General features: G+C 66.3%; 13 protein-coding genes. 7 read left to right on the top strand and 6 right to left on the bottom strand.

Annotated elements, in window-relative coordinates; all coding sequences use genetic code 11:
• Positions 1–13 precede the first annotated feature (13 nt).
• Positions 14–1,036, bottom strand: a complete 1,023-nt coding sequence (locus NMD1_RS13800) for a sulfate ABC transporter substrate-binding protein (RefSeq protein WP_304413633.1) — start codon at positions 1,034–1,036, stop codon at positions 14–16.
• Positions 1,037–1,417: 381 nt separating this feature from the next.
• Between NMD1_RS13800 and NMD1_RS13795 the strand changes: the two genes are divergently transcribed.
• The 3 genes from NMD1_RS13795 to NMD1_RS13785 all read left to right on the top strand — a co-directional run bounded on the left by NMD1_RS13795 (position 1,418) and on the right by NMD1_RS13785 (position 5,570).
• The gene (locus NMD1_RS13795) at positions 1,418–3,619 is read left to right on the top strand and encodes an RNA degradosome polyphosphate kinase (protein WP_125955193.1); all 2,202 of its coding nucleotides are present in this window, start codon (positions 1,418–1,420) and stop codon (positions 3,617–3,619) included.
• A gap of 11 nt (positions 3,620–3,630) precedes the next feature.
• Positions 3,631–5,124 carry a Ppx/GppA family phosphatase gene (locus NMD1_RS13790; protein ID WP_125955192.1) on the top strand — a complete coding sequence of 498 codons (1,494 nt, stop codon included), beginning with the start codon at positions 3,631–3,633 and terminating at the stop codon, positions 5,122–5,124.
• 131 nt (positions 5,125–5,255) lie between these two features.
• Positions 5,256–5,570 carry a PilZ domain-containing protein gene (locus NMD1_RS13785; RefSeq protein WP_223806551.1) on the top strand — a complete coding sequence of 105 codons (315 nt, stop codon included), beginning with the start codon at positions 5,256–5,258 and terminating at the stop codon, positions 5,568–5,570.
• Here NMD1_RS13785 and NMD1_RS13780 read toward each other — a convergent pair.
• From NMD1_RS13780 to modA, 3 genes are read right to left on the bottom strand one after another with little or no spacing between them, the layout of a single operon-like run.
• Positions 5,567–6,217 (bottom strand): ATP-binding cassette domain-containing protein, encoded by a 651-nt coding sequence (locus NMD1_RS13780; protein ID WP_125955191.1) that lies wholly within the window; start codon positions 6,215–6,217, stop codon positions 5,567–5,569. The two genes, NMD1_RS13785 and NMD1_RS13780, sit on opposite strands and share 4 nt — an antisense overlap.
• Positions 6,207–6,902 (bottom strand): molybdate ABC transporter permease subunit, encoded by a 696-nt coding sequence (modB, locus tag NMD1_RS13775; RefSeq protein ID WP_125955190.1) that lies wholly within the window; start codon positions 6,900–6,902, stop codon positions 6,207–6,209. The genes NMD1_RS13780 and modB overlap by 11 nt, the downstream gene beginning before the upstream one ends.
• Positions 6,903–6,910: 8 nt before the next feature.
• On the bottom strand, positions 6,911–7,672 hold the full coding sequence (gene modA, locus NMD1_RS13770) for a molybdate ABC transporter substrate-binding protein (RefSeq protein WP_125955189.1): 762 nt from the start codon (positions 7,670–7,672) through the stop codon (positions 6,911–6,913).
• Between the two features lie 107 nt (positions 7,673–7,779).
• On the opposite strand from modA, the gene NMD1_RS13765 reads away from it, so the two are divergent.
• From NMD1_RS13765 to NMD1_RS13750, 4 genes are all read left to right on the top strand, one after another.
• Entirely contained in the window at positions 7,780–9,417 is a 1,638-nt protein-coding gene (locus NMD1_RS13765) for an NAD(P)/FAD-dependent oxidoreductase (RefSeq protein WP_125955188.1), read from the top strand.
• A 416-nt stretch (positions 9,418–9,833) separates the two neighbouring features.
• Positions 9,834–10,706: a bifunctional methylenetetrahydrofolate dehydrogenase/methenyltetrahydrofolate cyclohydrolase FolD gene (gene folD / locus NMD1_RS13760; protein ID WP_124808838.1), complete on the top strand. Its 873-nt coding sequence runs from the start codon at positions 9,834–9,836 to the stop codon at positions 10,704–10,706.
• A gap of 118 nt (positions 10,707–10,824) precedes the next feature.
• Positions 10,825–11,283 (top strand): cytochrome c, encoded by a 459-nt coding sequence (locus NMD1_RS13755; protein ID WP_124808837.1) that lies wholly within the window; start codon positions 10,825–10,827, stop codon positions 11,281–11,283.
• Positions 11,283–12,005, top strand: a complete 723-nt coding sequence (locus tag NMD1_RS13750; protein WP_124808836.1) for a cytochrome b/b6 domain-containing protein — start codon at positions 11,283–11,285, stop codon at positions 12,003–12,005. Before NMD1_RS13755 ends, NMD1_RS13750 begins: the two co-directional genes overlap by 1 nt.
• Before the next feature lie 177 nt (positions 12,006–12,182).
• Here NMD1_RS13750 and NMD1_RS13745 read toward each other — a convergent pair whose 3' ends face one another.
• Together NMD1_RS13745 and NMD1_RS13740 are read right to left on the bottom strand one after the other, a co-directional pair.
• Entirely contained in the window at positions 12,183–13,433 is a 1,251-nt protein-coding gene (locus tag NMD1_RS13745; RefSeq protein WP_124808835.1) for a TolC family protein, read from the bottom strand.
• Entirely contained in the window at positions 13,426–16,566 is a 3,141-nt protein-coding gene (locus NMD1_RS13740; RefSeq protein WP_125955187.1) for an efflux RND transporter permease subunit, read from the bottom strand. The genes NMD1_RS13745 and NMD1_RS13740 overlap by 8 nt, the downstream gene beginning before the upstream one ends.
• Positions 16,567–16,569 lie beyond the last annotated feature (3 nt).

Below are 16,569 nucleotides of genomic sequence, written 5' to 3'. Positions count from 1 at the left end.
GGGAAAGGGAGGCTTACTTCTTAGCCGTGATGCGGTCGAAAACACCGCCATCGTCGAAGAACCGCTTCTGCGCGGCACCCCATCCACCGAAGTCCTTGTCGATGGTGACCATCGGGATCGCGGGGAACTGCGACCGGAACTGTTCGGCCACTTTCGCATCACGCGGACGGTAGAAGGCGTGCGCGATCGCGGTCTGCGCTTCGGGCGTGTAGAGATAGCGCAAATAGGCGTCGGCCGCATCCTGCGTACCGTGCTTCTTCGCGTTCTCCGTCACTACCGCGACGGCCGGTTCGGCAAGGATCGACAGCGACGGCGTGACGATCTGGAACTTGCCCTTGCCCATTTCCTTTTCGGCCAGCAGCGCCTCGTTTTCCCAGGTCAGCAGGACATCACCGATGCCGCGTTCGACGAAGGTCGTCGTCGCGCCCCGCGCGCCGCTATCCAGCACCGGCACATTGGCGAACAGCTTGCGGACATAATCCTCGGCCGCCGCGTCGGAGCCGCCCGCCTTGCGGCCATAGGCCCAGGCGGCCAGGAAGTTCCAGCGCGCGCCGCCGCCGGTCTTGGGGTTTGGCGTGATCACCTGCACGCCGGGGCGGACAAGATCGTTCCAGTCCTTGATGCCCTTGGGGTTGCCCTTGCGGACAAGGAAAACGATCGTGGAGGTATAGGGTGACGAATTGTCAGGCAGCGCCTTCTGCCAGTCCGCCGGCAGCAGCTTGGCGCGCGCCGCAATCTGGTCGATGTCATAGGCGAGCGCCAGGGTGGCCACATCGGCTTCCAGACCGTCGATGATCGCGCGGCCTTGCTTGCCCGAACCGCCATGGCTCATCCGGAAGGTCACATCCTTGCCGGTCTTCTGCTTCCAGTAGGTGGCGAAGGCCGGATTGATGGCCTGATAAAGTTCGCGCGTGGGATCATAGGATACGTTCGTCAGTACGATGCCATTGCCATTCCCGCCGGCTCCGCCCGAACAGGCAGACACGGTCATGGCCATTGCCGCGGCAGCGGACAGGAACAGGCGGCGATTGATCATGATTGTCTCCCTGTTGATGTGCGCTGCATATACTCAACTAATTCAATAGACATTAAAGACTCTCTGTGTGCTCCTAAAGTCAAACTATCGACGCCCCCGTCGGCTCCCTTGGAAAGAGGCGGCCCATGCGCAAAGACCGCCTCCTCCCCACCGTGGCGGTCCGCGGCGGAATCATCGCTGCGGACCGACATTGGACACTTAACTCAACTTTATGAGTAGAGAATAGACTGGCGACAGGACGCGCGTATTTGGCGACAAACCGAGCGCGGGCCGGCGGATTGGACAATGTCCGGAAAAACGAAACCGCCCTTGCCGGCAGCGGTTGCGAAAATCGCGGGATTAAGAAAGAATTTCGTCATGGAGGCGTAACACGGCACCACCATGGCGCAGGCTGGGGTCCATCCGGGCAGCAACACGGAGCACAGGGTGAGCGACGAAAAACGTGTCGTAAGCGGCACGGAAGCCCATGTCGGCGATCGCTATTTCAATCGCGAGCTAAGCTGGCTCGCCTTTAACCGGCGGGTTCTGGCGGAAGCCCGGAACATGGACTATCCGCTGCTGGAACGGCTGCGCTTCCTGTCGATTTCCGGCAGCAACCTCGATGAGTTCATGATGGTGCGCGTGGCCGGCCTTGCCGGACAGGTACGCCGGCAGATCGGCGAAGTCTCGATCGACGGACAGACTCCGGCGCAGCAGTTGCAGGCAGCCTATGCCGCCGTCACCGAACTCGTTTCCAGCCAGCAGGACGTGCTGACAGAACTCACCGGCAAACTGGGTGAGGCGGGCATCCGCCTCGTGGGCGAAGGGCCGGTCGAACGCGCAGAGGCCGAATGGCTGTCGCACTATTTCCGCGAACACGTCGTCCCGGTGCTGACACCGCAGGCGATCGATCCGGCACACCCCTTTCCGTTCATCGCCAACCAGGGCACTGGCATTCTCTTCACGATGACGCGCATCGCCGACGGCGCCGACGTCAACGAGATGATCCTGATTCCACCCGCCCTGCCCCGCTTCGTGCGCCTGCCCGGCGAAGAAGCCGCGTGGATCGCGATCGAGGAACTGGTGCGCCGCCACGCCATGCACCTGTTCCCGGGCTTCCGCATCCAGGGTCATGGCGTGTTCCGCGTGCTGCGCGATAGCGACATCGAAGTGGAGGAAGACGCCGAGGATCTGGTCCGCTACTTCCGCACCGCGATCCAGCGGCGCCGGCGCGGCAAGGTGATCATGCTGCACCTGCAGGACGATTTCGATCCGGCGGCGGAGCAGCTGCTGCGCCAGCAATTGCGGCTGGACCACGCGCTCGTTCTCAAGTCGCGCGGGGTGATCGGCATCAACGGCCTTTCCGCCGTGGTCGACGAAGCCCGGCCGGACCTGAAATTCGAACCCTACAGCCCGCGCTATCCCGAACGCATTCTCGAACACGATGGCGATTGCTTTGCCGCGATCCGCGAGAAGGACATCGTGATCCACCACCCTTACGAAAGTTTCGAGGTGGTGATCGATTTCCTTCACCAGGCGGCGTCCGACCCTGACGTGGTGGCGATCAAGCAGACGCTCTATCGCGCGGGCAAGCAATCGGCCGTGATCGCGGCGCTGATCGCGGCAGCCGAAGCGGGCAAGTCGGTCACCGCCGTCGTCGAACTGAAGGCGCGTTTCGACGAGGAACAGAACCTGATGTGGGCCTCGCAGCTCGAGCGCGCGGGCGTGCAGGTTATCTACGGCTTCGTCGACTGGAAAACCCACGCCAAGGTCTCGCTGGTCGTGCGCCGCGAAGGGGATGGCTACCGCACCTACTGCCACTTCGGGACGGGCAATTATCACCCCGTCACCGCGCGGATCTACACCGATCTTTCGTTCTTCACCGCCGACCCCAAGTTCGGGCGCGACGCGGGCCGGCTGTTCAACTTCATCACCGGCTATGTCGAGCCCAAGGGCACCGAAATGCTCGCGATAGCCCCGATCGGGCTGCGCAACACGCTGTACGATCACATCGATCGCGAAATCGCCTTCGCGCGCGCGGGCAAGCACGCGACGATCTGGGCAAAGCTCAATTCCCTCACCGACGAAAAGCTGATCGACCGCCTCTACGCAGCCAGCCAGGCCGGCGTGGAGATCAGCCTGGTCGTGCGCGGCATCTGCTGCCTGCGCCCCGGCGTGCCCGGCCTATCGGAGCGGATCTACGTCAAGTCCATCATCGGCCGCTTCCTCGAACACAGCCGGATCTGGGCCTTCGGCAACGCCGCGCGCCTGCCCAACAAGCGCGCACGCGTATTCATCTCCTCGGCCGACGGGATGAGCCGCAACCTTGATCGGCGCGTGGAAGTGCTGGTGCCGATCCGCAACAGCACGGTGCACGATCAGGTGCTCGATCAGGTCATGCTTGCCAACCTGCTGGATACGGAGCAGAGCTGGAAACTGGAACCGGATGGAAGCTACCACCGGATGGATCGTGGCCCCTCTCCCTTTAACCTGCATCGCTATTTCATGACCAACCCCTCCCTCTCCGGTCGCGGTGCGGCGCTGACCAAGGGCCGCAAGGTGCCCAAGCTCGCGTTGCGGCGCGGCGGCGCCAGCCGGGGCTGACGCATTTCACGATGGCCAGCAGGGACGGGTCCGGACAGAGCCAGCGGGCAGGACCGCGCAGCCCGTCGCGCGCGATCATCGACATCGGATCGAACACCGTCCGGCTGGTGATCTACGGCGGCCCGCAACGCGCGCCGGAAATCCTGCACAACGAAAAGGTGGCCGCTCGCCTGGGCAAGGGCGTGGCTGAAAACGGGCTGCTCTCCGAAAAGGCCTCCACCGCCGCGCTCGTCTCGCTGCGGCGCTATCGCGCGCTGCTGGACCTGATCGGCGTCCGCACGGTCGACGTGGTCGCCACGGCCGCGGTGCGGGACGCCCGCAACGGCGCGGCTTTTCTGGATGAAGTCCGCGCGATCGGCTTTGCTCCCCGCCTGCTTTCGGGCGAAGAAGAAGCGGTGACCAGCGCGCATGGCGTTACCGGCGCGTTCCCCGACGCGCACGGCGTGGTCGGCGATCTCGGCGGCGGCAGTCTTGAACTGGTCGATGTCGATGGCGGTAGCTGCACGCACGGCGTCAGCATGCCGCTTGGCACGCTGCGTCTGCCCGCCTTGCGCGCCGACGGTGACCGGGCGTTCGCCAAGCGCATCGGCAACGCGCTCGACAGGGCGGAATGGCGCGCCACGCCCGGCACCACGCTTTACCTCGTCGGGGGATCGCTCCGCGCGTTCGCGCGCTATGCCATGGTCCGCAGCGAATGGCCGATCGACGACCCCCACGGGTTCGAGCTTCCCGCCGCAGCCGCGCTGAAATTCGCGCGCACCCTCGCCCGGCGCAAAGGGTTGAGCCCGGTTCCCATCGCGGGCGTTTCCGGATCACGGCTTACCGGCCTGCCCGATACCGCGGCGCTGCTGGCCGTGCTGGTGCGAAAGCTGGAACCCGCGCGACTGGTGTTTTCATCGTGGGGCCTGCGCGAAGGCGTGCTGTGGGAAGCCATGCCGACAGCGGTACGAACCCAGGACCCGCTCGTGGCTGGCGTCTCGGCCTTCATCAACGATCAGGGCATATCGCCCAGCACGGGCACGATGGTCGCCGGATGGACGGCCAGCGCTCGCCCGGCCGGCAGCGGCGGTCGGCACGAGCAGCTCCGCCTTGCCGCCACCATGCTGAGTCTCGCCTCGGCCCGGATCGAACCCAATCTGCGCGCGGACCATGCGCGCGACTGGGCGTTGCGCAAGCGCTGGATCGGTATCACGGCGCGGGAACGCGCGATGCTGGCCGCGGCGATCATCGCCAATGCCGGCAAGATGGAACTGCCCCCCACGCTTACCGCGCTGCTGTCACCGGCAGCGCTGCGCGAGGCGCAGGCCTGGGGCCTTGCCACGCGCCTGTGTCGCCGCTTCACGTACGCCATGCCGCAGGGCCTAAGCGCCAGCACGCTGACCGTGGAGGGAGATACCCTGGTACTCGCCGTCGCCCCGGGCCTTGCCGAACTCGTCAACGAAGGTGTGTCGCGCGATCTCAAGGCGCTGGCTGCGCATCTTGGCCTCAAACAGGACGTGCGTTGATACGCTCCGCCCGATCGCGATGAATGGAACGCCGATAAGGACTCGTTCACCTTTCGCGTTCGTATGAACAAAACCTTTTTGGATCAAATGGGTAAGCCGACAATATGCTTTGCCGGCTTTGGGATATGCCCATGAGTAACCCCCTATCGCTCCATCGGCGCCGCGAGATGCGCCTGGCGAACCGCCTGGAAACGCGGCTGTCGGTGCAATACCGCCGATTCACGCAGCGCTTGCCCGGCATCGTCCTTGACCTGTCTTGCGATGGCGCGCGGCTTTCCTCGGTGGAACGGCTGCGCCCGGGCGACAAGCTGTGGCTGACCTTGCCCGGTCTGGCGCCGTGCATGGCCCGGGTCGTCTGGGTCAACGATTCGCTTGCGGGATGCAGGCTTGCCGCCCCGCTTCATCCGGCTGTGCTGAAAGCTCTGGTTGAAAGCAGCATCGCCTAGAGCCGAACCACATTGCCAGCCAGCCGGTCTATTTCGGTACGGTCGTGGCTGACATAGAGGATCGGCAGCCGCAATTCGTCGCGCAGCCGTTCGATCACCTGCATGATCTCGTCCCGGCGCTCGGCATCGAGCGAAGCCAGCGGCTCGTCCAGCAACAGGAAGCGCGGACCGGCCAACAGCGCCCGTCCGATGGCCACGCGCTGCGCCTCGCCCCCGGACAGCGTGCGCGGCCAGCGATCGAGCAGATGGCCGATACCCAGAAAGGCGCTCGCCTCCTGCAGCGTCATGAACCGCCGGTCGGCCGGCGCCAGCCGTTCGCCGTAGAGCAGATTATCGCGCACGCGCCGATGCGGAAACAGGCGCGCTTGCTGGAAAACGTACCCGCAAGCGCGCTGTTCGGGCGGAAGATCGATGCCGCGCCCGGCATCGAACACCGTAACACCCGCGATCGCGATGTGCCCGCGCTCCGGCCGCAGCAATCCGGCAATGGCATCCAGCACGCTCGTCTTGCCGGCGCCGGATGGCCCGAACAAGGCCGTCAATCCGGCTGTGCTGGTGAAGCGCGCCTCGATCAGCCGGTTCCCGCGCCGGATCGCCACGTCCACATCGAACGCGGGGGCATCACCGGGAGGCCCGTTAAAGGACATGCCCGCCTCCGCGCGTCCCGAAACGCCGCGCCAGCAGTTCGGACACGACCAGCGCCATCAGCGAGAGCGCCACGGATATGCCCGCCAGCCGTGCCACCATGGCATCGCCATCGGGCATCTGCAGCGCCGAATAGATCGCTAGCGGCAGCGTGCGCGTTTCGCCGGGGATGTTGGACACGAACGTGATCGTCGCGCCGAACTCGCCGATCGACCGCGCGAAGCCAAGCACAGCGCCGGCCAGAATACCCGGCAACGATAGCGGAAAAGTGATCGTCAGGAACGCGCGCCACGGCCCCGCGCCCAGCGTGCGCGCGGCATCTTCCAGCCGCGTGTCCACCGCCTCCAGCGACAGCCGCATCGCCCGCACCATCAGCGGCAGCGCCATGATCGCGGCCGCCAGCGCCGCACCGGTCCAGCGGAACATCAACGTGATGCCAAACGCGCGATCCAGCCAGCTTCCGACCGGACCGTTCCCGCCGAAGGCAATCAGCAGCAGCCAGCCCGTCACCACCGGCGGTACCACCAGCGGCAGGTGGATCAACGCGTCGACCAGCACCTTGCCCGGAAACCGCACCCGGGCCAGCAGCCAGGCAAGCGCGAACGCCAGCGGCAGCATGAGCCCGACACCCGCAACGCTGACTTTCAGCGAAAGCAGCACGATCTCCCATTCTTCCGCCGACAGCATGAAGTGCCTTACCGCGTGCCGAAACCGAACCGCGCGAAGATCGCCTTGCCTTCGCGCGAGAGCAGGAAGCGTTCGAACCCGGCAGCATCGGGCGCGCGCGAGCCGCTCAGTTGCGCGATCGGGTAGGTGATCGGCGTATGGCTGTTCGCGGGGAACCAGCCGGCAATGCGCACCCCGGTGCTGGCGCGCGCATCGGTGGCATAGACCACGCCGAGCGGTGCCGCGCCGCGTTCGACCAACGCCATGGCGGCGCGCACGTTTTCGGCCCTGGCCACGCGCGCCTGCACACTTGGCCACACACCCAGCCGGGTCAGCGCTTCGCGGCCATAGCGCCCCGCCGGCACGGCATCGGGATCAGCCATGGCCAGCCGCCCGGCGCTGCCCAGCGCGCGGGCCAGCGGAAAGCGCGGTCCGATCACCAACGCGGCGCGGCTTGCGGCTGACGAGACCAGCACCAGCCGGTTGGTAAGGAACGCCGCCCGCGTGCCCTTGCGCACCAGTCCGCGCGCGGAAACATGGTCCATCCATTCCTCGTCGGCGGAAATGAACAGGTCGGCCGGCGCGCCCGCCTCGATCTGCCGGGCAAGCGCTGACGATCCCGCAAACGAGATCACCGGGCGCTCATGCCCCTTGCGCGCCCAGGCATCGGCGGCGGCGTTCAGCGATTCCTGCAAGCTCGCCGCCGCCAGCACGACCGGAGGCCCGGCAAATGCCGGAACGCCGGTCAACGCCAAAAGAAGGACAAGGAACGCGGAAAGCTGTCTCGGCATCAACCACCCATTTCTATATTCTTCCGGATATAGCCTCGGCACCGCCCGGTCACGCGAAAAAGTTTGCCGGCTTTCCCTGCGCCACGCGGACGACTAGGGACGGAGCCATGCTGCGCATTACCGAACTCAAGCTGCCGCTCGACCACACGCCCGAAGCGCTGGAAGCCGCGATCGTCGAACGGCTGGGCATCACGCCCTCCGACCTCGTGCGCTACACCATTGCCCGGCGTGGCAATGACGCGCGGCGCAAGAGCGCGATCAAGCTGGTCTATGCGATCGACGTGACACTGGCCGACGAAGCCGCCGTACTCGCGCGCCTCGCCGGCGACCCGCACGTCCGCCCCACGCCCGATACCGCGTACCGCTTCGTCACATCAGCGCCCCCGCCTGCCGACGCCCCCCGCCCCGTGGTCATCGGCGCCGGCCCCTGCGGGCTGCTGGCGGCGCTGATCCTGGCGCAGATGGGGTTCCGCCCGATCATCATCGAGCGCGGCAAGGCGGTGCGCGAACGGACCAAGGATACCTGGGGCCTGTGGCGCCGCAGCGTGCTTACGCCGGAATCGAACGTCCAGTTCGGCGAAGGCGGCGCGGGCACGTTCTCCGATGGCAAGCTCTACAGCCGGATCAAGGACCCGCGCCACCTGGGCCGCAAGGTGCTGGTCGAATTCGTCAAGGCGGGCGCGCCGGACGACATCCTGACCGAGGCGCACCCGCATATCGGCACGTTCCGGCTCGTCACCATGGTCATGAGCATCCGCGAAACGATCGAGGCGCTGGGCGGCGAATACCGCTTCCAGACCCGCGTCGAGGATTTCGAGATCGAGACCGCCGCCGACGGCACCCGCTCCTTGAGGGGCCTGCACCTCAGCAATGGCGAGTTCCTGCCGGCCAGCCACGTCGTGCTCGCGGTTGGCCACAGCGCGCGCGATACGTTCCATGTCCTGCACGATTGCGGCGTGTATGTGGAAGCCAAGCCTTTCGCGATCGGCGTGCGGATCGAACATCCGCAAAGCTGGATCGACAAGGCCCGCTATGGTCCCGGCGCCGGTAACCCGATCCTGGGCGCGGCCGCCTATTCGATCTCGCACCAGTGTTCCAACGGCCGCACGGTCTACAGCTTCTGCATGTGCCCCGGCGGACGCGTCGTCGCCGCGACGAGCGAGGAAGGGCGGGTCGTCACCAACGGCATGAGCCAGTATTCGCGCGCCGAATTCAACGCCAATTCGGGCATCGTTGTCGATATCAGCCCGGATCGCGATTATCCCGGCGGCCCGCTGGCGGGCATCGCCTATCAACGCCACTGGGAATCGCTGGCCTATGTCGCCGGCGGTTCGAACTACAAGGCGCCGGGGCAGAAGCTGGGCGATTTCCTGGCCGGCCGGCCCTCCACCACGTTCGGGGAGGTCACGCCGTCCTATCAGCCCGGCGTTCACCTGACCGATCTTTCGCAATGCCTGCCCGATTTCGTGATCGAATCGATCCGCGAGGCGCTGCCCGCGTTTGGCCGGCAGGTTCCCGGATACGATCACCCCGACGTGGTGCTGACCGGGGTGGAAACGCGCACCTCCTCCCCCATCCGCATCCGGCGCGGGGCCGACTTCCAGAGCGTGAACACGCGCGGCCTCTATCCCGCAGGTGAAGGCGCTGGCTACGCGGGCGGCATTCTCTCGGCGGCGGTGGACGGTATCCGCGTGGCCGAAGCGCTGGCGCTCGACATGACGGGGCAAAGCGCGGCGGCGGCCTGAGCATCGTTCGCTTTCGCAAAATCCGTCTCGCTAGCGAGACACTTCAGGCAGGATTTTGCGGTCCGGGATTAGGCTCGGCGGCGGCCAAAAGTTCGCCATTTCAAAACAAAATATTGATTTTTATGCACATTATGCACGGGGACGCATTTTACAGTTGCAAAAAATGCATTAAGGTATTTTTATTTCGCACTTGCACACAATTCGTAACCGACCCATATGGAGCGGGCCTTTCAGGCATCCTCTCCCAAACTTTCAAGGGCCGACCGGGCAACTGGTCGGCCCCTTTTTTGTCTGCGGCTCGCCGATACGGACATTGCGCAAATTTTGTATGCAACACATACAATTTATGCTAGCCGCCAGCTCCGGTCCGGACGAAATTCCGGCACGCAGTTCCGGTACGCAGGGGGAGACGACAGATGGCCCAGATCATCGATGGCAAAGCCATGGCGCGCGCGCTGACCGAGCGCACAGCGGACGAAGTCCGGCAGATCGTGGCGGAAACCGGTACGCCGCCCGGCCTTGCCGTGGTGCTGGTCGGTAACGATCCCGCCAGCGAGGTCTATGTCGGCCGCAAGATCGCCCAGTGCCGCAAGGCCGGGATCGTCTCGTTCGAACACCGCATGCCGGCAACGACGGCGGAAGGCGAACTCCACGCGCTGATCGACCAGCTCAACGCGGATCCGGCCGTGCATGGCATTCTCGTCCAGCTGCCGCTGCCCGCGGGCATCGATGCCGCGCGCGTGCTCGACCGGATCAGCCCGCTCAAGGATGTCGATGGCTTCCACCCCGTCAACGTCGGGCGCCTTTCGACCGGCACCGGCGGGCTGGTGCCCTGCACCCCGCTCGGCATCATGATGCTGCTCGACAGCGTGATCGACGATTACCGTGGCCTCAACGCCGTGGTGATCGGCAAGTCGAACATCGTCGGCAAGCCGGTATCGATGCTGCTGCTCGAACGTGAGGCGACCGTTACCGTCACCCACATCGAAACGCGCGACCTGCCCGACGTGGCGCGCAAGGCCGATATCATCGTCGCCGCCGCGGGCGCGCCGCAACTGGTGCGCGGCTATTGGGTGAAGCCCGGTGCGGTGGTGATCGACGTGGGCATCACCCGGGTCACCGATCATGACGGCTCCTCGAAGATCGTCGGCGATTGCGCCACGCACGAACTGGAACATGCGCGCGCGGTAACGCCGGTGCCCGGCGGCGTCGGCCCGATGACCATCGCTTGCCTCCTGGCCAACACCGTGCGCGCCGCGCGGATCGCCAGCGGATCGAGCAACGCCTGACACGAAGGAAAGCGCCCTGAAAAGGGTGGGAGAACGGATACGGTTTGCGACAAATCCCCTGTCGCAAGCCCCGGTTTTTGCGCTATGCCCGGATGGAATTTCCAAGGAGCCTTCACGGATGAAAAAGCACATCGTTCTCGCCCTCGCCGCGCTGGCCGCTTCGGGAACCGTGGTTTCCGCGATCGCCGCGACGCCAGCCGAAACGGTCGCCGCGCGCCAGGCGAACTTCAAGCAGTTGGGCCGCGCGATGAAGGCTATCGGGGAGGAGCTGAAGAAGCCCGCGCCCGACCTTGGCGTGATCCGCGCCAGCGCGCAGTCGCTGAACCAGGCGGCCGGCCACGTCGGCCACGGGTTCCCGCGCGGCTCCGGCCCGGAATCGGGCGTGAAGACCGAAGCGCTCGCCGCCATCTGGCAGCGCCCGGCCGATTTCCAGGGCGCTACGCGTAATCTCGTGACGAAGGCCGGCGATCTTCGGGCGGCGGCTACCAGCGGCGATCTTAACCGCATCCGTACCGCCTTCCCGGCGGTCGGCGGCGCGTGCAAGGGCTGCCACGACAACTTCCGCGAACGCCACTGATGGGCAAGGTCCGGCTCTGGGACGCGCCGGTTCGCCTGTTCCACTGGAGTGTCGTCGCGCTGTTCGGCGCGCTCTGGTGGACCGGTGAAAACGGCAAGATCGATCTGCACAAGACCATCGGCCTCGTCATGCTGGGGCTGGTGGTGTTCCGCGTGCTGTGGGGCTTCCTCGGCGGATCGACCGCTCGCTTCGGCAGCTTTGTGAAGGGGCCGGGCGCCGTCCTCGCCTATCTCAGGGCATCGCGCGAAGGCAAGGCGCCGACCATCGTCGGACACAATCCGCTGGGCGGCTGGAGCGTGCTGGTCCTGCTGGGCCTGCTGGCGCTGCAAGTGGGCCTGGGCCTGATCGCGCAGGATAGCGATGCGGTCGCTTCTGGCCCGCTCAACCATTTCGTTTCCTACGATACGGGCGATGCGGCAGGCGAAGCGCACGAGGTCGTGTTCAATATCCTGCTGCTGTTCGTGGCCCTTCACGTCGCCGCTGTCCTGTTCTACCTGTTCGTGAAGCGCGACAATCTGGTCCACCCGATGCTGTCCGGGCACAAGGCTTTCACGCAAGCCGTCGAACACCCCACGTTCGCTCCGGCGTGGCGTTTGATCTTCAGCGTGATACTCGCGGCCGCGTTCGCCGGCTGGGTCGCGCTGGGCGCGCCGTTCTCGCTCGAGCAGGCGAAGCAGGCGTGGCAAGCACCGCCGCCCTCGGCGGACGAATCCTACATGTAAGGCGAGAAGGGGCGGGTCGTTTCCCGCCCTTTTTTTGGCAATTGTCGCTTCGCTTGCAAAGGCAGCGCCCACCCCGCAGCGGCTAAGGCTGCCTGCGGCGACGCAAGTCTCGCTCCCCTCCCGCCTGCGGGAGGGGTTGGGGGTGGGATTTCCAGCGTCGCCGAATGTCCCTCAGCGCTATTGCTTGGCCGCATCCTCCGCATCGCCGATCCACAGTTCGTGGCTGTCGATACGGATGCGCGTGAGCATCCGCATTGCCTCGGTGCGTGCGGCGGCCTCGGCACGGAACGCGTCCTGCACCTGTCGCTCGCCGAACAGCACATCGGACAGATCGATCTCGCCCGCTGCCTGGCCACGCCGCAGCTTCACCAGCGCCGCCACCTGCGCATCCAGCGCTTCGCGCGCGCGTTGCCAGCTTTCGTACCGGAAGCGCACCTCGGCGATATCGCCGCTGGCCGTCTCCTGTACCGCCATGCGCGCGGCCAGCGCATCGGCGCGCGCCGCGTTCGCCTGCGCATCGGCCTGCTCGGCCAGCGCGGTGCGGTGTCCGCCGCCGATCGGCATGGAGAAGATCACGCCGGCGCCCTTTTCCATGCCGCCGCGTTCGGAGAACAGGCGCACGCCCACGCTGGGATCGGCCAACCGGTCCTGCCGGACGCGCTCGGCCATGGCTTCGCGCTTGTGCAGTTCCGCTTCCGCCGCCGCGATCTCGTGGCTGCGCACGAACATCCGCGCGCCGTAGCTTTCCAGGCTCTCGCCCGGCATGACCGGCCGTGGCACTTCGGGCGCCTCCACCGGCAAGGGCAACGAGGCGAAATGGGTTGCCAGCCGCACACGGGCGAGTTGCGCCCGCCCCGCCGACTGCGCGGCGGCGACTTTCGCCGTTCCCAGCGCGGCGGCGGCCTGATCGGCGTCCAGCTGCGCGGCATCGCGCAACGCCACGCGCCGCTGCACGGCCTTGAGCGTGGCTTCCAGATTGCTGACCGCCTGCCGGTCGACTTTGGCTTCCTCCGCCGCGCCCAGCCAGTCCCACCATTCCTGCGCCAGCACCAGCGCCGCCTGATGGCGCGCGTCCTCGGCCATGTTGTGCGCGGCCTCTATCCCCAGATCCCCGATCTGCCGGTCGAGCCGCCCCTTGCCGGGCAGGCGCACCGGCCGGGTCAATTGCGCGTCGAACTCGTTGTAGCGCCCTTCCCGGTCGACCGTGCGGCTCATGTAGCTGGTATAGAGATTGAACTCCTGCGTGCCCCGCCGCAATGCTCCGGCTTCGGCGCGCGCGGCATCGACCCGCGCGTCCGCCGCCTGTACGCTGGGATGCGCGTCGAGCGCGGCCCGCACGGCCTCGGTATCGGGCAGGCCCGGGTCCGCCGCCAGCGCCGGCAGGGCCGCCAGAAGCGCGGGAAGCGCCAGCAGCGCATGCTTACGCATGGGACGCCTCCCCTTCTTCCACGGCCCCGGGTCCGGGATCGACAACGCGATCTCCAGCCTCCCGTTCGGCCTGCGATTCCCCGAAGCGTTCATAGAGGATCGGCAGCAGCACCAGCGTGAGCAGCGTGGACGAGATCAGCCCGCCGATCACCACAATCGCCAGCGGCTTCTGGATTTCCGATCCCGGCCCCGTCGCGAACAGCAGCGGGACAAGGCCGAAGGCGGCGATCGTGGCGGTCATCAGCACCGGTCGCAGCCGCCGCTCCGCGCCGCGCCGCACCGCTTCGGCCAGGGGCATACCGCCTTCGCGCAACTGGCGGAAATAGCTCACCATGACGAGCCCGTTCAGCACAGCGATGCCCAGCAGCGCGATGAAGCCAACCGAGGCGGGCACGGAGAGATACTGCCCCGACATCGCCAGCGAGATCATCCCGCCGACCATCGCGAAGGGAATGTTGACGAGGATCAGCAGCGAGGCCCGCACTGAGCGCAGCGTGGCGTAAAGCACCACGAAGATCATCGCCAGCGAGATCGGCAGCACCAGCGCCAGGCGGGCCGAGGCGCGTTGCTGGTTCTCGAATTGCCCGCCCCAGACGATCCGGTATCCTGCCGGCAGCTTCACGTTGCGCGCGATGTCGGCCTTGGCCTCGTCCACGTAGCCCACAAGGTCGCGGCCGGAAACGAAGGCCTGGATCATCGCGAAGCGCGATCCGTTCTCGTGCTCCAGCTTGACCGGCCCTTCCACGCGCGAAACTTTCGCCACGTCGCTCGCGCGCACCAGCTGGCCCGACGGCGAACGGTAAAGCTGGTCGGCGAAGGACTGCACGCCCGCGTCCTGCGCGCCGCTATCGCCGCGCACCACGATCGGCACGCGCCGCACGCCTTCGGCCACCACGCCCGCGCGCACGCCTTCCACCTGCGCGCGCATCGCGTCCTGCAGGTCGTTGACCGGCATGCCGACGCGCCCGGCCGCCGCGCGGTCGATGTCGAACTGGAGGTAGTCCACCTTGTCGTTCGCCACGGTCACCGCCTCGCTCGTGCCGGGGATGGTCTGGAGGCGTTGCTGGATCTGCCCGGCCAGGCGCGAAAGCTCGGCGATGTCAGGCCCGAACAGCTTGATCGCCAGATCCCCGCGCGCGCCGGTCAGCATTTCGGAGATGCGCATCTCGATCGGCTGGGTGAACGTCGGCTGGATACCCGGCAGGTCTTCCATGACCTTGCGAATTTCCTCGACCAGCCAGTCCTTGTCGTTGACGCGCCATTCGCTGCGCGGCTTGAGCTTGAGAAAACTGTCGGTCTCGTTGAGGCCCATCGGATCGAGGCCCAGTTCGTCGGAACCGGTGCGGGCGATCACTTCGGTCACTTCCGGCACTTTCGCCCGGATGGCCCGTTGCACCTTCATGTCGTCGTCAAGGCTGTGCGGCAGCGAGATGCTCGGCACCTTGGTAAGCTGCACGATCACCGAGCCTTCATCCATCGTCGGCAGGAAAGTCTTTCCTGTCGCCGAATAGGCCACGCCCGTCAGCAGCAGCGAGACGCCCGCGATCGAGAACACCAGCCGCTTGCGCGCAAACGCGCCCTTGAGCAGCGCGGCATAGCGCGGCCCCAGCTGGCGCATCAGCCATGGTTCGTGATGGCCCAGCCGCACTTTCAGCACGTAATAGGCCAGCACCGGCACGAGCGTCAGCGACAGCACAAGCGCCGACAGCAGCGCCAGCACGATCGTGAGCGCCACGGGGGCGAACAGCTTGCCCTCCAGCCCTTCCAGCGTCAGCAGCGGCAGGAACACCAGCGCGATGATCGCCATGCCCGAAGCGACCGGAGTCGCCACTTCGGCCGAGGCCACCAGCACGTTGTAGAGCTTGCCCGATTTCGCATGTCTCTCGTCCGAAAGGCGCTCGACCACATTCTCCACCACCACCACCGCGCCGTCGATCAGCATCCCCACGGCGATGGCGAGGCCGCCCAGGCTCATCAGGTTGGCGGTGAGGCCGATCGCCCGCATGCAGATGAACGTGAGCAGCGCCGCCATCGGCAGCGCCAGCGCAACGATGACCGAGGCGCGCGCATCCCCCAGGAACAGCAGCAAAAGCACGATCACCAGCACGGTGGCTTCGAGCAACGCTTCCTCGACCGTGCCAACGGCGTGCCCGATCAGTTCGGACCGGTCATAGAATACCGAGACGGACATGCCCTTGGGCAGGCTGGGCGCAATCTCGGTCAGGCGTGCCTTGACCCCCTGCACCACTTTCGAAGCATCCGCGCCCTTCAGGCCTATGACGAGGCCTTCCACCGCTTCGCCCTTGCCGTCGCGCGTCACCGCGCCGTAACGGGTCAGGCTGCCGATCCGCACCGTGGCGAGATCGCCCACGCGCACGATGCCGGCGGGCGAGGAGCGCACGACCACGGAGGAAAGGTCGTCCAGCGTGCGGATCGCACCGGTGGAGCGCACGATCAGTGCTTCCTCGCCAGTGACCAGACGCCCCGCGCCATCGTTGCGGTTGCCGCCCTCGATCGCGGTAGTGAGGTCGGAAACGGTCAGCCCCGCCGCCGCCATCGCTGCCGGATTGGGCGAAACCTCGAACGTTTCGGCATGGCCGCCCAGCGAATTGACATCGGCCACGCCGGGCACCGTGCGCAGCGCGGGACGGATGATCCAGTCGAGTGCCCGCCGCTTTTCGGCAAGGCTTTGCGGCCCTTCCAGCGTGAACATGTACATGTCGGATAACGGGGTGGAAATCGGCGCGAGGCCGCCAGTCACCGTATTGGGCAGGTCGCCCATCGCCCCGTTCAGGCGCTCCGCCACCTGGTTCCGCGCCCAGTAGATATCGGTGCCGTCCTTGAAGTCGATCGTGATGTCCGCAATCGCGTACTTGGCGACCGAGCGCAGCACGTTCTGGTCGGGGATGCCCAGCATCTCCATCTCGATCGGCGCGATCACCCGGCTTTCGACTTCCTCGGGCGTCATGCCTGGCGCCTTCAGGATGATCTTGACCTGCGTGGAACTGATGTCCGGAAACGCATCGATCGGCAGGTTGACGAACGACCACGCCCCCGCGCCGGCCAGCACCAGCGCCAGCCCGATCATCACGAGGCGCAGCGACAGCGCTTTTTCGACCAGCCTCCGCAGCATCGC

It is taken from the genome of Novosphingobium sp. MD-1 (assembly GCF_001014975.1).
Lineage (GTDB): Bacteria > Pseudomonadota > Alphaproteobacteria > Sphingomonadales > Sphingomonadaceae > Novosphingobium.
The sequence above is the reverse complement of the archived record's forward strand: the minus strand, read 5'-3'. Positions and strand labels throughout refer to the sequence as shown.

Excerpts from the sequence above, each read along its gene's own strand:
- NMD1_RS13800 (WP_304413633.1), bottom strand. The coding sequence starts at position 1,036 with ATGATCAATCGCCGCCTGTTCCTGTCCGCTGCCGCGGCAATGGCCATG.
- NMD1_RS13795 (WP_125955193.1), top strand. The coding sequence starts at position 1,418 with ATGGCGCAGGCTGGGGTCCATCCGGGCAGCAACACGGAGCACAGGGTG.
- NMD1_RS13790 (WP_125955192.1), top strand. The coding sequence starts at position 3,631 with ATGGCCAGCAGGGACGGGTCCGGACAGAGCCAGCGGGCAGGACCGCGC.
- NMD1_RS13785 (WP_223806551.1), top strand. The coding sequence starts at position 5,256 with ATGAGTAACCCCCTATCGCTCCATCGGCGCCGCGAGATGCGCCTGGCG.
- NMD1_RS13780 (WP_125955191.1), bottom strand. The coding sequence starts at position 6,217 with ATGTCCTTTAACGGGCCTCCCGGTGATGCCCCCGCGTTCGATGTGGAC.
- modB (WP_125955190.1), bottom strand. The coding sequence starts at position 6,902 with ATGCTGTCGGCGGAAGAATGGGAGATCGTGCTGCTTTCGCTGAAAGTC.
- modA (WP_125955189.1), bottom strand. The coding sequence starts at position 7,672 with ATGCCGAGACAGCTTTCCGCGTTCCTTGTCCTTCTTTTGGCGTTGACC.
- NMD1_RS13765 (WP_125955188.1), top strand. The coding sequence starts at position 7,780 with ATGCTGCGCATTACCGAACTCAAGCTGCCGCTCGACCACACGCCCGAA.
- folD (WP_124808838.1), top strand. The coding sequence starts at position 9,834 with ATGGCCCAGATCATCGATGGCAAAGCCATGGCGCGCGCGCTGACCGAG.
- NMD1_RS13755 (WP_124808837.1), top strand. The coding sequence starts at position 10,825 with ATGAAAAAGCACATCGTTCTCGCCCTCGCCGCGCTGGCCGCTTCGGGA.
- NMD1_RS13750 (WP_124808836.1), top strand. The coding sequence starts at position 11,283 with ATGGGCAAGGTCCGGCTCTGGGACGCGCCGGTTCGCCTGTTCCACTGG.
- NMD1_RS13745 (WP_124808835.1), bottom strand. The coding sequence starts at position 13,433 with ATGCGTAAGCATGCGCTGCTGGCGCTTCCCGCGCTTCTGGCGGCCCTG.
- NMD1_RS13740 (WP_125955187.1), bottom strand. The coding sequence starts at position 16,566 with ATGCTGCGGAGGCTGGTCGAAAAAGCGCTGTCGCTGCGCCTCGTGATG.